Origin of the sequence: Cytobacillus sp. FSL H8-0458 (assembly GCF_038002165.1) — a bacterium.
Lineage (GTDB): Bacteria > Bacillota > Bacilli > Bacillales > Cytobacillaceae > Cytobacillus.
Map to the genome: position 1 here is coordinate 2,492,047 of NZ_JBBOBR010000001.1, position 16,315 is coordinate 2,508,361.

The 16,315-nt window shown below is 42.0% G+C and carries 12 protein-coding genes; all 12 read right to left on the minus strand.

Annotated elements, in window-relative coordinates; genetic code table 11:
• Positions 1-282 precede the first annotated feature (282 nt).
• The 12 genes from NYE23_RS12105 to recG all read right to left on the minus strand — a co-directional run bounded on the left by NYE23_RS12105 (position 283) and on the right by recG (position 16,300).
• A complete protein-coding gene (locus tag NYE23_RS12105; protein ID WP_341078121.1) occupies positions 283-1,131 on the minus strand; it encodes an ABC transporter permease in 849 nt (282 codons plus the stop codon).
• Entirely contained in the window at positions 1,128-2,063 is a 936-nt protein-coding gene (locus NYE23_RS12110; protein WP_341078123.1) for an ABC transporter ATP-binding protein, read from the minus strand. Before NYE23_RS12110 ends, NYE23_RS12105 begins: the two co-directional genes overlap by 4 nt.
• Entirely contained in the window at positions 2,060-4,435 is a 2,376-nt protein-coding gene (locus tag NYE23_RS12115) for a hypothetical protein (RefSeq protein WP_341078125.1), read from the minus strand. Before NYE23_RS12115 ends, NYE23_RS12110 begins: the two co-directional genes overlap by 4 nt.
• 303 nt (positions 4,436-4,738) lie before the next feature.
• Complete coding sequence (gene ftsY / locus NYE23_RS12120; RefSeq protein ID WP_341078127.1) at positions 4,739-5,740, minus strand: signal recognition particle-docking protein FtsY; 1,002 nt, start codon at positions 5,738-5,740, stop codon at positions 4,739-4,741.
• A gap of 69 nt (positions 5,741-5,809) precedes the next feature.
• Complete coding sequence (gene smc, locus NYE23_RS12125) at positions 5,810-9,376, minus strand: chromosome segregation protein SMC (protein ID WP_341078129.1); 3,567 nt, start codon at positions 9,374-9,376, stop codon at positions 5,810-5,812.
• A gap of 60 nt (positions 9,377-9,436) precedes the next feature.
• Positions 9,437-10,177 (minus strand): ribonuclease III, encoded by a 741-nt coding sequence (gene rnc, locus NYE23_RS12130; RefSeq protein ID WP_341078132.1) that lies wholly within the window; start codon positions 10,175-10,177, stop codon positions 9,437-9,439.
• Positions 10,178-10,513: 336 nt separating this feature from the next.
• Positions 10,514-10,747, minus strand: coding sequence for an acyl carrier protein (locus NYE23_RS12135; RefSeq protein ID WP_009330799.1), 234 nt, complete (start codon positions 10,745-10,747; stop codon positions 10,514-10,516).
• Between the two features lie 91 nt (positions 10,748-10,838).
• Positions 10,839-11,582 (minus strand): 3-oxoacyl-[acyl-carrier-protein] reductase, encoded by a 744-nt coding sequence (fabG, locus tag NYE23_RS12140; RefSeq protein ID WP_163145316.1) that lies wholly within the window; start codon positions 11,580-11,582, stop codon positions 10,839-10,841.
• Entirely contained in the window at positions 11,579-12,526 is a 948-nt protein-coding gene (fabD, locus tag NYE23_RS12145) for an ACP S-malonyltransferase (RefSeq protein WP_197207390.1), read from the minus strand. The genes fabG and fabD overlap by 4 nt, the downstream gene beginning before the upstream one ends.
• A 27-nt stretch (positions 12,527-12,553) precedes the next feature.
• Complete coding sequence (gene plsX, locus NYE23_RS12150) at positions 12,554-13,558, minus strand: phosphate acyltransferase PlsX (RefSeq protein ID WP_341078139.1); 1,005 nt, start codon at positions 13,556-13,558, stop codon at positions 12,554-12,556.
• A gap of 21 nt (positions 13,559-13,579) precedes the next feature.
• Positions 13,580-14,140 carry a transcription factor FapR gene (gene fapR / locus NYE23_RS12155; protein ID WP_061790976.1) on the minus strand — a complete coding sequence of 187 codons (561 nt, stop codon included), beginning with the start codon at positions 14,138-14,140 and terminating at the stop codon, positions 13,580-13,582.
• 111 nt (positions 14,141-14,251) lie between these two features.
• Positions 14,252-16,300 (minus strand): ATP-dependent DNA helicase RecG, encoded by a 2,049-nt coding sequence (recG, locus tag NYE23_RS12160; RefSeq protein WP_445662617.1) that lies wholly within the window; start codon positions 16,298-16,300, stop codon positions 14,252-14,254.
• Positions 16,301-16,315: the final 15 nt, after the last annotated feature.

Sequence of the window (16,315 nt, forward strand, 5' to 3'; positions counted from 1 at the left end):
CGCACGACCGAAAGCGGCAGCTTTTGGGAGGACGTGGCGTTCTTAGTCTTTGTCCTTCTTTCGGGCCTTTACATTATAAAGCGAGGCGACTTGCCTTGGGGTGACAAGCATAAGACGAGCAGATGCTGGGAAGTGCTTTTCTTCCCATCAGCTGATTGGCTTATGACCTCGAGCCCCTAGGAGCCGCAGCTAGATTGGGCAGTTTGACTCCCACTTATCCTCCTTTGATTCCTCTTAGTCTTGAAGTGGGGGTATTACTGTCCGTTAGACTAACGATAAACTCTAGCCCTTTCTCATATTGGGACGGAGTTTTATAATGCTAAGCAGCACTGCTCCAATGAAAATCAAAGTATATGAAATTAAGTAAGAAATCCACAAAGGAAATTCAATGCCTGTTGATCTTGTAATCTCATTGGTCATTTCCGGCTCAAAGGTACTCATCAGAATAATGACCGGATTGAGCATAGCCGGGAAATATGCCAGCGGATTCGTCGGCTGAGTTCCAGTATACCCATATGCATTTGTTAATTGCATAAAAATTAAAGCAAGGAAAGCCGTTCCGCCTGCTAAGAATAAAGTAACCCCATAGGTGGTAACCATCGAGACAATGGTTTTTCTGATTAGCGTTGAAAATAAGACTCCAATGCTGCCGTAAACCACGATTGTAAACAAATAAAATCCCATTGTCGTAAGCAGCTGGCCTGGAGAAATACCTCCAAATAAAAACACAAAGCTATAGAGAGGCAAACTTGCCGCAATCAGCAGAATTAAATATGAAATGGAAGAGATCAGCTTGCTTAATATTATGCTTGAGGAGCTTTGAGTCGTCGTGAGCATGATATTTAAGGTCTGCCTCTCTCTTTCACTGCTGATAACGCCTGCTGTTAATCCAGGGGTAATAAATAGAATCAAACCAAGCTGCAATATAGATAAAACCATAAACATTGTCCGGCTCTGTTCCGGTTTAAAAAAGCCCTGCATGTTGTTTGACAGTGATTCAATAAAAATGAATCCAACAATGATAAGCCCTAATGCCAAGAGGTAAAATAGGACCCCAAGGTAACTTTTAAAGCTTCGGAAGCGGAGCTTAAATTCTTTATTCAGTACAGGATTTACGACTAAATTCTTCATGTCAGCTCAACTCCCTTTGTAATTTCCATAAAGACATCTTCCAGGTCTGTTTCCGCTTCTGCAAAGCTGGTGATGGCCAGATTACTTAATATGGCTCTTTTAAGAAGTTCTGTTTGCTCTTCAGGCGTCCCTTTATAAATAAACTGAAAAGATAACCCGTCCTCCAGCAAAGATAATTTAAAAATATTTGGGTCATCTTCGAAAAAGGAGATGGCATTTTCAGCACTCCCATGAACTTTTACAAGAATCAGCCTTTCTCCTCTAAGCTGCGACTGGATATCAGCAACAGACCCCTGAGCCACAAGTTTACCCTGATCAATAATGCCAATGGTATCACACATTTCTGCAAGCTCAGGCAGAATATGTGAAGATATTAAAATCGTCTTGCCCATGCTTTTCAATTCTTTTAATATTTCCCTCATTTCTACCCTTGCTCGCGGGTCAAGTCCTGATGCAGGTTCATCCAGAATCAGCACTTCAGGGTCATGAATCAGGCATCTTGCCAGGCATAGACGCTGTTTCATCCCTCTTGATAGAAGGTCCACGTATGACTCTCTTTTATGTGACAAGTTGACAAGGTCGAGCAGCTGTGGAATCAGCTTCTCGCGTTCTGCGAATGGAATACCGTAACTTGCACCGTAGAAGTGAAGATACTCATCAGCCTTAAGCTGATCATAAACCCCGAAGAAGTCCGGCATATAGCCAATTTGCTTTCGTACGAGCTTTGGCTCCTTTTGCACATCATACCCGTTTACATAAGCGGATCCCGAAGTTGGGGCAAGCAGTGTTGCCAAAATGGAAAATGTTGTGGATTTTCCTGCACCATTCTGTCCGACAAAACCAAAGACACTGCCTTTTTCAATAGTAAGATTTAAGGAATCAAGTGCTGTGAATTTTCCATATCGTTTCGTTAAATCTATTATTTCGATCATTTCGCCACCTCCCCTTTTATTGTTACAGCCGGCAATGGAACGAATGGATCTCCCTGTGAAGATTTAATAAGCTTCAAAATAAATTGACCCTCTTTTGAAACATACTGAGACAAGTTATCTTTACTTGTCAGCTTTAAGCTCCTTTGATCCGGTTCAATCGGCAGCCATTCACCTGTTTTATGGTTTTTTAATGAATACTGTACGTTTTGGCTATTAATCCTTACCGAAATTTCTTCCAGTTTATAGGTTTTCTCTTTAAGCTGCTTCGGAAGGCTTAGAGAATATTCATATTCACCGTCTTCAAGCATCATTTCACCACTCGTACTATCCATGCCTTTTTCATAAATCTGTCCCTTAATCACATTCCAATCAGCTGCCATCATGCCATCCTTCAATGTAAATTCGCCGGAAAACTCATTTTTGGCCTCAAATGGCTGAACAATCAGATTGGTGTTATTCTCTTTTGCTTTCTTCCCTTTCATGGTTACATCAATGACAGATTCTCTTGTAATTCCTGCAAGGACTGGCTGTGCAATATCTCCCAGCAGAAATGTATTAGAAGCATATTGAAGCCTTTCTTTTCTTAATTTATTAATATCATTTTGGCTATTGGAAGGATTTCCTCCATTAAATGCCCCTCCGTACGGTCTGCTCAGAAGGGACTGTTTTGTGGCTTTATCTACTTTAATGGTCTCACCTTTTTTAATTGAACCCAGTTTAATTGTTTCGTTTCCTGACCAAATATATAATTCTTCAAAATCAAAGTCACTTTGGTTTTGAATTGTTCCTGTTAATCTTTTTTCTTTAAGGGTGATATCTGCTGTCAATTTCCCATTTATTTCTGTTTGAGCTTTTCCGTAAATGGTTTTAGATGACCAATATTCTACCTCTGGGAAAATTATCTCATTGTTTTTTACTCTTTCAGCCATAATTCCGCCTCTAAGCGGGTCAGATGACGTGGAATTGTTTGAATAAACCACAGCATTATATTCACCTTTTGGCATTGAGAGGATGTATTCACCGCTTTTATTTGACAGCAGGGTTGAAGCCTGATAACCGGTAAGCAGATTGTTATTCACTTTATATATCCCCATCTGGTTCAGCTGCGGCTGAGAAATTCTGTCTTTTGCTCCCATTCCAAAGACAGCTGCACCCATTAAAATGGCTATAGAAGGAATGATCCACCAGGAATGCTCCCGTTTATCAAGCTTTCTTAACACAAAATAAAGCACAGGCACTATTAGAATAATATAACCGGCAAAAAGTCCAATAAGCTGTCCGACTGAAAAATTGGATGCAGGAAAGAATTCATTTATTTCTGCAAATTCCCAATAAAGCTGGTCAAGATAATCCTGTGAATAGGGGCTTGATCCAATGCCTGAACCTGATGCCTGTTTAATATAGCCTTCAAACCATGTGTCATAACCCTGCCATGAAGATAAAGGCTCATCCCCCAATGAAAAAGCTGTCTGCAAAATTGTCCCGCTTCCATACTCCTTTTTCAACGCTGCAGGGAGATCGCCACTTTTTGCAATAACTTCTGCACTCTTATCAACCGGACCAGTGAAGAAGTTGAGCTCATCAAATTTTGGCTCCTCTCCCTTTGCCGGCTGAAGGAATTTGACTGGAGCGGATGCCTCATTTTCTGATTTCATCGGCAGCAGTGAATATAAATTTCCATAGGAGCCGCTGGCATCTGGTCCTCCCCCGGCAATCAATGTTCCACCACTGAATATCCAGTCCCTTATAGCTTTTTGCTGTTTTTCACTAAGCTGGGAAACCTTAAATTCATCAATAAGCAAGTAATCGAGTGTCTCCAGCCCTGTTGCATCATCCGGCAAATCTTCCCCTTTAAGTTCAAGCAGCGATTTAGAAGGAAGTGTTCTAAGCTCTTTTACACGGTCATAGTTTTCACTTAGAACTCCAATTACTTCAGTAGCCATATCTACAAATTTAGGCTTTAGTGTATTTTCTCCTTTAAATCTAACTTTTTTTCCGTCTTCCCAATCTCCTTCATAAAGAGTCAGCAATGGAATATTCTGATACATGGAGGGGTGGTCCTCCGTCATTCCAGGTATGGAAACCAGATATTCCTTAGCTGTTCCGGCAGGCAGCTCTACTTTTACAGAAACCGCACCGCTGGTATTGTAGGATGGATGGTAACTTATCAGCAAATCTCCGCTAAATGCGTCACCTGAATTTTCCATCTTAATACGCAGAGGAAATCCCTCTCCTCTTTTTACTTTTCCGTCAAAGCCCTCATCAAGAGTAACTTTAATGCCTGTACCGGCAGCTTCTGCTGATTGGAATGGATGAAACAATAACACAAAGCAGAATAAAACCATAATGATTACTTTTAATTTACCGTGCAACCCTATCTCCCCTTTAAATATCGTAAGTATTAGCTTTTTATATTTATAGGCAGCTTCTATAACAATGATTATTGCCAGCCTGATAACTTCTTCGATTGTATAGACGCAGCTTAATGACAAAAAGTTCCTGAGGATATTAAAATAATTTGTTTTACAGGTTTCTTGATGAAGAACAACATCATTATAGTGTAATTTTACACTAAAAATTTAACTTTTTAAACTATTTTTTATTTTCATTCTATTATCTTTATTATAAAAAACAGCCTGAGAACGGATTCTCAGGCTGTTTAATCAGTAATATTTTTATTCTTCCTCTTCTTCTGCTTCTTTTTCAACTATGTCGGCAAAGAGTCCATAGACATATTGTTCTGCAATAAATTCCTGCAGGTCATCCATTTTTTCACCTAAACCTACGAATTTCACAGGTATTTCCAGCTCGTTTCTAATTGCCAGAACGATGCCGCCTTTTGCAGTACCATCCAGCTTTGTAAGAACGATACCGGAAACATCTGTTGCTTCCTTGAAGGTCTTAGCCTGAATCATTGCATTTTGTCCGGTAGTAGCGTCAAGAACAAGCAATACTTCGTGCGGGGCACCAGGTACTTCTCTTTCAATTACGCGCTTTACCTTTTCCAATTCTTTCATCAAATTGACTTTATTTTGGAGACGTCCCGCTGTATCACAGATTAAAATATCGGCCTTGCGCGACTTTGCAGACTGAACAGCATCATACATGACAGCTGCAGGATCAGAGCCCGCTCCCTGCTTAATGACATCAACACCGACGCGTTCACCCCAAACCTCAAGCTGTTCAATTGCTCCTGCACGGAAAGTATCACCTGCTGCAAGAAGGACATTTTTCCCTTCACTTTTGAACTTATGGGCAAGTTTTCCGATTGTCGTTGTTTTTCCGACACCGTTAACACCAACAAACAGGATAACCGTAAGGCCATCTGTCTGTATATTTAGTTCTGTCGTGGTTTCGCCTGCGCTGTCATAAATCTCTACAAGCTTCTCAGAAATTACTCCCTGAACCACGCGCGGATCTTGAATATTCTTGCGCTTTACTTCTCTTCTCAGCTCATCCACCAGTTCCATGACAGTGTCAAATCCGACATCTGCCCCGATTAAGATTTCTTCCAGCTCCTCGAAAAATTCCTCATCCACTTTCCGGTATCTTGAAACAAGGTCATTTACTTTATTTGAAAAATTATCACGCGTTTTGGTTAATCCGTCTTTAAACTTTTCTGTAACACTATCTGTCTGCTTTGTGATTTTTTCTTTTAGTTTTTTAAAGAAACTCATGTTTTCACTTCCTTAATGCAATATGTATAAGTGCGGAACAATGCTGCAAGCAGTTCCGCATTAAGGCTGCTATTGAGTAATTAATTCCCTGGTTTCTTCAAGACGTACAGATACCAGTTTGGATACACCGGATTCCTGCATGGTTACACCGTAAAGGACATCCGCTTCTTCCATTGTTCCTTTTCTGTGGGTGATAACGATGAACTGGGTTTCGGCGCTGTATCTTTTTAAGTATTTGCTGAACCTTTGGACATTCGCTTCATCCAAAGCAGCCTCAACTTCATCAAGAATACAGAATGGAACGGGCCGTACTTTCAAAATGGAAAACAGTAATGCAATAGCTGTAAGTGCCCTCTCTCCCCCAGATAATAATCCGAGGTTCTGCAATTTCTTGCCTGGCGGCTGTGCGACAATTTCCACACCTGTATTCAATAAATCATCAGGCTGTGTCAAGCGTAAATCTGCTCTGCCGCCGCCGAATAAAGATTGGAAAACCGACTCAAAATGAAAACGGATCCCTTCAAAGGTTTCTTCAAATCGCCTTTTCATTTCAACATCCATTTCATCAATAACCTGGAATAATGTATCTTTTGCTTCCTGAAGGTCTGTTTTTTGCTCAAGCAGGAATTCATAGCGTTCCGATACTCTTTCATATTCCTCGATTGCTCCGAGATTTACTGCGCCAAGTTCCTCGATAGCCAGCTTTATGAGTTTTACTCTTTTTCGCGCTTCCTCAATTTCAATTTGCAGCGGGTATTCTTCTTTAGCTGCTTCAAAAGACAGCAGGTATTCTTCCCTTAAATGATTCAGCCTATTCTCAAGCTCAACATCCAGCCGGTTCTGTTTAACTTCCTCATCTTTCAGCACTTCTATGAGGCCTTTATGCTGGCGTTTTAATTCTTTCGCCTCAAGCTCAAGATCCTCTAAAGATGCTTGGAGCTTTAATCGCTCATTCCTTCTTGAAGCAATTAGTTCAAGCGTATCATTCTTTTCCTTTAGTTTTTGCTGTGCTGCTTCTTCCAGATGCTGTTCACCTGAAGAGCTGTTTGTCATTTCGGATGAAAGCAATTCTAAATCTTCTTTAACGGTTTTCAGCTTCTCCTGGGTAACAGCAAGCTCAGAATTTATGGCGGCCAGCTTGTCCTCAGCATGGTTCAGCTGCTCACTTTTGGAAGCGAAGCTAATTTTCAGCTCATTAATTTCAGATACTACAGTTTCCTTTGAGGTCTGCTGGGTGTTTTTTCTTTCTGTTAATACTTTTATCTCCTGATCAAGATTAGCAATTTGCATTTGCTGCTGTTCCAATAAAACTGAAAGCTCGCTCTTTCTTGCCAGCAGTCTCTCTATATCTTGCGAAAACTGTGCTTTGTCCATATCATAAAGGGATAGGCGCTCATTAATGCTTTTCTCTTCAAACTCTGCTTCTAAAAGTTCTCCTTTTACCTTCTGTTCCATCAAACGAAGCTCTTCGCCTGTTTTTCTAAGCTGCTCAATGCGTAAATCCTGTTTTTGAATTTCACTTTTTTGCAGTTTTACTTGCTTTTCGAGATTTGCTGTTTTGGATTCCATATCCGTAATTCTGGACTTCAGCTCTTCAAGTTCACCTTTACGTGAAAGAATTGAAGTACTTTTTTGTTTCACAGCTCCACCGGTCATGGAGCCGCCAGGATTAACCACATCTCCGTCAATTGTTACGAGCCTCACACGGTATTGAAGCAGCTTCGCAAGTTCATTGGCACCTTTAAGATCCCGGGCAATAACCACATTGCCAAGCAAGTTCTCGATAGCAGGCTGGTGCCTCTCTTCAAATTGTATCAGTGAAGCAGCTTCACCAATAAAGGCAGGGTGGCCTTGAACCGATTGCATTTGGGTGGTATTCAGCTTCTTCCCCTTAATTACACTTAAAGGCAGAAATGTGGCTCTGCCGTATGAATTCTTCTTCAGGAATTGAATGGCACTTCTTCCGTCCTGTTCATCCTGTACAATGATATGCTGCATGGCACCGCCGAGAGCTGTTTCAATCGCAGTTTCGTACTCTTTTGGCACCTGAATTAACTCAGCTACGGCTCCTTCAATTCCCTGCAGCTTGCTGCCTCTTGCTTTCAATACTTCTTTTACTCCTTGGAAAAAACCCGAAAAATCCTCTTCCATTTCTTCAAGCATTTCCTGACGGGATTTCGCCTGCTGCAAATATTGATAAGCCTGATACAAGGTTTTTTCCTGCTTTTGATAATTATTCTTTAATGATTCAAGCTTGCGGTCTTCATTTCGGAATAGATGAACTTGATTTTCTAATTCCTTTTGCAGGTTTTCAAGATTTGATTGTATCTTTTGTTTTTTCTCTTCATTTTTCTTGCGGTCAGCAATAAATTTTTCATTATCCATTTCAAGCCTTGAACTGCGCTGCCCCTGCTGACTCAGCTGCTGATCAATATTCTGCAATTCATTCCTTGAAGCTGCCTGGCTGTTCAGCACTTCAATATAATCACTTTTCAGCGATTCAATTTTTTCTTCTGTATTTTCACTGAATAGTTTGAGCTGCTCCTGCTTTTCCTTTAATGCTTTTTGAAGCTTAACAGCTTCTGTCTTCACTTTTTCCGTGAGAGTCGAGTGCTTTTCTTTCTGCTCTTTTAACTCAGCAATCTTCATTGTAAGTTCTTTCATATTTTTATGAAGCTGGTCTTTATTCTGGCTGGCATTTTTCTTTCGCTCTTTGAGTACTTCTTTTCTGCCTTCCAGTTTTTCCAGCTCTTCACTGGCATGAAGGAGGACATCCTGCAGATCATTTACTGATTCATCAATTGCAGCAATATGATCCTTTAACTCTTCCATTTTTGCTTCTTTGTTTTGGATAATGGCCGAGAGCTTCAATTCATCTTCCGTATGCAGCTCGAGCTGACGTGAAAGCTGCTCCCATTTTGAATGCAGATCCTCGATCTCATAAACGGTAAGGGCAACCTCTATTTTCTCCAGCTCTTCTTTCTGCTGCAGATAATCTTTTGCGATTGAAGCCTGTATTTTCAAAGGCTCTACCTGGGTTTCCAGTTCATGAAGAATATCATTCACCCTGTTTAAGTTATCCTGGGTTTCTGAAAGCTTGCCTTCCGCCTTTTTCTTTCTTGTCTTGTATTTAAGTACGCCAGCCGCTTCTTCAAATATAGTCCGGCGTTCTTCAGCTTTACTGTTTAGAATTTCTTCAACTCTGCCCTGGCTTATGATTGAGAAAGCTTCCCTGCCAAGGCCTGAATCCATAAATAAATCTACAATATCTTTAAGTCTGCATGTTTGCTTATTGATCAGGTATTCACTGTCTCCGGACCGGTAGACCCTTCTTGTAACACTGACTTCGCTATACTCGATCGGCAGACCCTGATCGGCGTTATCAAGGGTCAGTGTCACCTCTGCAAAATTCTGTGCTCTTCGGGAATCACTGCCCGCAAAAATGACGTCCTCCATTTTCGCACCGCGAAGGGACTTAGCTGATTGTTCACCCAATACCCAGCGGATGGCATCCGTTATATTGCTTTTCCCGCTTCCATTCGGACCGACAACTGCTGTGACGCCTGGAACAAAATCAACCGTTATCCGCTCAGCAAACGACTTAAATCCAATAACATCAAGCCTTTTTAAAAACAACCTTGCTCCCCCTCTGTCTCCTCATGTTTCTGCTCTTTGATGTCAGAGTTAGAAAATGTTTCACTTTATATGATTTTTTAATACTTCAAGAGCCATTTGGGCCGCATGCTGTTCGGCTTCTTTCTTTGACCGGCCAGTGCCTGTCCCAAGTCCCCTGCCATTTAGAGAAACAGTGGAAACAAATTCTCGATTGTGGGCAGGCCCCTTTTCCTGAAGGATTTTATATTCAATTGCACCTGCTCCATCCCGCTGCACAAGCTCTTGCAGCTGGCTTTTAAAATCCATCACATGCGAAAAAGCACCTGAATCAATCTTTGGAAAAACAACTTTTTCCAAAAAACCGACAACTGTATCTAATCCTTTATCCAGATACAATGCACCTATAAAGGCTTCAAATACATCTGCAAGCAGGGCCGGACGGGTTCTTCCTCCGGTCATTTCCTCCCCTTTACCAAGGAGCACAAGGCTGCCAAATGACAATTCATGGGCAAATGAGACCAGGGATGGTTCGCAGACAACCGCTGCCCTCAGCTTTGTTAATTCGCCCTCGCTCATCATCGGATATTTAAGGTAAAGGAATTTTGAAACAGTCAGTTCGAGGACAGCATCTCCCAGGAATTCCAGTCTTTCATTGTCTTCATAAGGCTTTCTCCGGTGCTCATTCACATAGGATGAATGGGTAAAAGCTTGTTTTAGTAATTTTTCATTTTCAAAGTGAATTCCGATATCCGTCTGGAATTCTTTAAATTGTTTTTCGATTGCGCGAAATGATTTTCTTTCTTTATCTTTATTGCTGCGCATATTGCATCCACCTTGCTAAAAATTAATATTCTTCTTGAGTTAAACACACTTAATTGGTCTTCCCTAAGTTTACGTAATAAAGAGGAAAAACGCAAAAAACTTCGATATAAAGCAATTTTATGTTTCATATGGTTACGGCCATTTTCACAGAAGAAAGCCCCGTTATCAAACGGAGCTTTTGAGAATCGTATTTACTGTCCACAGTCACCTGCTAAAGGCTGAAAGCTTAATCCCAAGCTGCCCTTTCGATGCTGCAGGTAACACCGGACAGTAAACATCTGAAAAAATTGCTGCAGTGAGGGGGATTCCCTCACTGCAGAGCGGTTCTACTAACGATTATTGGCTAGCTTTTATGTAATTTACAGCGTCACCGACTGTTGCGATTTTCTCAGCGTCATCGTCAGAAATTTCCATGTCGAACTCATCTTCTAATTCCATTACTAATTCTACTACATCAAGGGAATCAGCACCTAGATCATCTTTGAAAGAAGCCTCCAATTTCACTTCAGACTCTTCAACGCCAAGACGGTCCACGATGATCTTTGTTACACGTTCTAATACTTCTGCCATGCTTGTTCACCTCCCCTCAAGTATTATAGATTATTTTTAGCCTTTATTGAAAGCTTTTATAAAAAATTTTGCATTACAACCCTGTTACAAATCACATGACCATTCCGCCATCAACATGCAGGGTTTGCCCTGTCATATAACGGCTGTCTTCTGAAGCTAGAAACACTGCCACATTTGCAATATCTGCAGGATCGCCGAAGCGCGCCAATGGGATTTGTTTCAGCATCTGATCCCTTACATCCTCGTTCAGCTTATCCGTCATATCAGTTGTGATGAAGCCTGGTGCAATGGCATTGACTGTTATCCCTCTTGATGCAAGTTCCTTTGCTGAGGTTTTTGTCAGGCCGATAACCCCTGATTTGGCAGCGACATAGTTAGCCTGTCCAGGATTTCCACTCACACCCACAATGGATGAAATATTGATAATGCGGCCGCTGCGCTGTTTCATCATTTGCCTTGTAACAGCTTTTGTACAAAGGAAAACACCTTTCAGGTTAATGTTAATAACATCATCCCATTCGTCCTCCTTCATTCTCATAAGCAGGTTGTCCTTCGTAATCCCCGCATTATTAACCAGAATATCAAGCTTGCCAAACTTTTCTACTGTTTCTTTTACCATGCTTGTCACGGAATCACTATTTGACACATCGCATTGGATAGCAAAAGCATTTCTGCCTAATGCCTTTATTTCATCAACGACTTCGTTCGCCCTTGCCTCACTTCCGGAGTAGTTAACCGCAATATCTGCACCTTGCCTGGCAAGACCCAAAGCGATTTCTCTTCCGATTCCGCGGGAAGCTCCTGTTACTAAAGCGGCTTTTCCCTCTAGCTTCATCTCAATTCCTCCTTCAAGGATTCTGTAACTGCCTGGCATGATTCTGCATCTGAAACGGCATACGTTTTAAGGGAACGATCTACCTTTTTCACTAAGCCTGACAATACTTTTCCTGGACCTATTTCTATAAATGTATCCACTCCAAGCTCTATCATCCTGCGGATTGAATCCTCCCATAGCACAGGAGAATACAGCTGTTCAATCAATCTGCCATTTATTTCTGAAGCAGATGTCATTTCAGAAGCTGTTACATTGGCAATGACAGGAACCTTTGCATCTTTAATCTCAATTTCGTCAAGGATTCCCCTGAACTTCTCAGCAGCAGGCTTCATTAATTGGGAATGGAAAGGACCGCTTACCTCCAGTGGAAGCACACGCTTGGCACCTTCTTCTTTAGCCTTTAGAGAAGCCAGTTCCACGCCTGCTTTTGAACCTGAAATGACAATTTGTCCAGGACAGTTCAGGTTTGCAAGCTGCACCGGATTTCCTCCTGCAGTAACCTCTTCTGTAACTGCAGTAAGCTTGTCCCTGTCAAGCCCCAATACTGCAGCCATTGTTCCCTCGCCATTAGGAACGGCTTCTTCCATGAATTCGCCCCGCTTACGGACAGCATATACCCCATCCTCAAAGGATATAGCTTCCGCAGCGACTAGTGCAGTATACTCACCAAGGCTATGTCCCGCAACAAAATCAGGTGTTATACCAGACCTTTTAAAATAATCGAGAATGGCAATGCCAGTGGTCAATAGTGCAGGCTGTGCGTTTGTTGTTAACGTCAATTTGTCCTGAGGCCCTTCAAAAATAAGTTCCGATAATGAAAACCCAAGTTTTTGATCGGCTCTTTCAAAAAATCCTTTTACGTTTTCATCCTGTTCAGCTAAGACTTTTCCCATACCTGCAGCCTGGGACCCCTGCCCAGGGAATAAAAAAGCGATTTTACCCATCGTGCTTTCCCCCCAAGTTAAAAATGTTTATTTAAGTGCTGTCTTTCTGGCTTCTTTTTCAACTGCTTCCTTAATCGTATCAGCAACATTGTTTTCGACCATGTTCCTGGTCTGCCTCACTGCACTGAATAAAGCTGTTGCATCTGAAGAGCCATGCGCCTTGATAAGCGGCGCCTTTAATCCAAATAATCCGGCACCGCCGTATTCAGAATAATCCATTTTAGATTTAAGCTGGTATAGATCGGGCTTTAAGGCTGCTGCTGCCAATTTTGTTTTAAAGCTGCTGGTCAGAGCTGTTTTTAGCATTTTAAATACAGATAGAGCAGTACCTTCAATTGTCTTGAGGACCATATTGCCGGTAAAGCCATCCGTCACTACAACATCCGCAGCTCCCTCGAGCAAATCGCGCGCTTCAACATTGCCGATAAAATTGATATCCGCCTTCTTCAGCAGATCAAATGTATTTTTTGCCAGCTCATTGCCTTTTTTCTCTTCCGTTCCGATATTTAGGAGCCCTACTCTGGGATTGGCTACACCCCTGACTTTTTCGGTATATATAGATCCCATAATCGCATATTGAAGAAGATGCTCCGGCTTCGCGTCCACATTCGCCCCTACATCAAGCAAAAGGAACCCTTCTCCGTCTATTGTTGGAAGCGTAGGTGATAATGCCGGACGTTCAATGCCCTCAATCCTTCCTACCACAAAAAGGCCTGCTGCCATTAGAGCACCCGTGTTTCCTGCGGAAATGCATGCATCCGCCTTACCATCTGTAACAAGCTGCGCTGCAAGCACCATGGATGCATTTTTCTTTCTGCGTACAGCTCTCACCGGCTCATCATCCGGCAAGATGACTTCATCTGTATGTAAAATGTCAATTCGCTCATTTGAAGTAAGGTATTGGTTTATTTTTGACTCATCGCCTACAAGGGTAATATGTACATCCTTATATTCTGCGGCAGCTTTCATTGCCCCAAGGACAATTTCCTTCGGAGCATTGTCGCCTCCCATTGCGTCTATGGCAATTTTCATGGTGCTTCATCCTTTTAGTGATTATTTTTTTCTGAACATGTCAAATTCGCCCTTGAATACCTGTTCGTTATTCACAAAGCTATTGACTTCAACCATCGTCCTTCCGCTGTCAATGTCAATTGTAAGGACCTTTGCTTTTGCAATGACACGTTCATTTAATCTCACAGGCCTTGTAAATTGAATATTGGCTTTTGCCGTTAATGCCAGCTCATCATTTATGACGGCGACCGCCAGTGAGTTGGCCTGTGCAAACAGGTGGTGCCCCCGAGCAATTCCATTACGTTTGAAGACATGTTCACTTTTTACATCGAAAATGGATATCGCCGTTTTATCCAATTCTATATCTATTATTTCACCGATTATTTCTTCTATTGGTAAAGATCGCACTTCATCCTCAAAACTTTTCTCGGCAACATGCTTGATTCTCTCACGCAATTCCGGAATTGATAATTCCAGCCGATCGAGCCTGATTGTCTGGACGCTGACAGAGAACTTGTCCGCAAGTTCCTCGTCCGTAACAAAAGGATTTTCTTTTATTGTGTCCGTTAATAATGTTTGACGTTCTTTTTTGTTTCTTTTCATTAAAATCCCACCGTCCGAGATATTAAGACTAGGTACTAATAGTAGTATATAATCAAAAAAAGCAGATTGCAAGAAAGAACTTTTCCGCAATCCGCTCTGATTACCTTATTTCTAGTCCAGTTTTTCCCCTTCCAGCACTCCTGCTTCCTTTAAATAATGCCGCAAAGGCAGGTACTCATCCGAGTGCCAGAATTCATCGGATTCCACTAGAGTTGATGCATCGTTCCTGGCGGTTTCGAGCGCACGGTAATCATGGACCATATCAGCGACTTTAAATTCCGGAAGCCCGCTTTGTTTTCTTCCGAAAAAGTCTCCAGGACCTCTCAGCTCAAGGTCCTTTTCACTTAGAGCAAAACCATCATTGGTTTCTGTCATGATTTTCATGCGTTCTTTTCCAACTTCCGATTTCGGATCAGCCAGAAGCACACAATAAGATTGTTGATCTCCTCTTCCTACCCTGCCCCTCAGCTGATGCAGCTGAGCAAGTCCAAACCGCTCCGCATCATAGATCACCATCATCGTTGCATTTGGAACATTTACACCTACCTCAACAACCGTCGTCGAAACAAGAACCTGAGTTTCATTACGGCTGAAAGCTTTCATAACACTTTCCTTTTCATCCGGATGAAGCCTGCCATGCATGAGTCCGACATCATAACGGCCATGAAAATGATGCATCAATGTCGCATGGACATCTATAGCGTTTTGAACATCCAATTTATCTGATTCCTCAATAAGCGGGCAGATCACATAAACCTGCTGACCTGCTGAAAGCTCCTTTTCCATAAAACCTAGGACCCTGTCCAGCATTTCAGGTTTTGCCCAATAGGTTTCAATTGCTTTTCGTCCTGCCGGCATTTCATCTATGATGGATACATCCATTTCACCAAAAACGGTAATGGCCAATGTTCTTGGGATTGGCGTTGCAGTCATGAACAGAACATCAGGATTTTCACCTTTTTCCCTGAGTATCCGCCGCTGCCCTACCCCGAATCTATGCTGCTCATCAGTAATGACAAGTCCCAGTTTATTAAATTCCACTTCATCCTGGATAAGTGCATGTGTGCCTATGAGAACATCAATCTCTCCATCCTTTAAAAGCTGGAGAATTTCTCTTCTTCGCTTTCCTTTAACAGAGCTTGTCAGGAGTTCACATCGCAGCCCAAACGGCTCGAGCATCGACTTTAAAGATTCCGCATGCTGCTCTGCCAGGATTTCGGTCGGGACCATTAATGCTCCCTGAAAGCCTGCTGTCCTGCTGGCGAATAGAGCAATCGCCGCCACAGCCGTTTTGCCGGAACCAACATCCCCCTGTAATAGCCTGTTCATCCTGTAAGGAGATTTCAAATCAGACATGATCTCATTAACTACTCTTTTTTGTGCTCCGGTTAAATCAAATGGCAGTGAGTCAATGAACTCCATTAGTCTTGAAAGATCATAAGCCTGTGCAACCCCTTTTGACTGCTCTCTTTCAATCTTTCTTAGTGCCTGCATTTTTAATTGAAAATAGAAAAACTCCTCATAAACAAAACGCCGCCTTCCCTGCTTGAGTTCCTGTTCATTGGCGGGAAAATGAAGTGATCTCACAGCATCTCGCCTATTTAATAGTCTATATTGCAATAAATATTTTTCAGGCAAAGCTTCTGATATGTCATTCCCATACTGTGAGAAAGCCAGTTTAATAAATCGCCTGATGCCCTTGACCGTGACATTTCCTTTTACAGCGTAAACCGGCTCAAAATCCTTATTGCCAGAGGCATTTCCTATTTTAAGTTCACTGGCTGTAATCACCTGCCGATGCTGGTCCCATTTTCCAGTCACCGTAACCGTTTCGTTTAATACAATTTTGTTCTTCAAATAAGGCTGATTGAACAGAATCACTTGGATGAGATACCGTCCTACAAGCACCCGAACAGTGAGCCTGGAGCGTTTCCTGCCGTAATAAGCAAGTGAAGGTTCACTGTGAACCTTTCCTTCAACCGTCACTCTTTCATCATGCTTCATTTCTGCCAGGTCCTTGAGCCTGTAATCTTCATATCTATATGGAAAATATTCAAGCAAGTCTTTTACAGTGTAAATATTCATTTCAGCCAGTAATTCAGCTGATTCCTCTCCGATGCCTTTAACAGCTGTAACAGACTGGATTAAATTTGGATTCACATTTATTGAACGGCT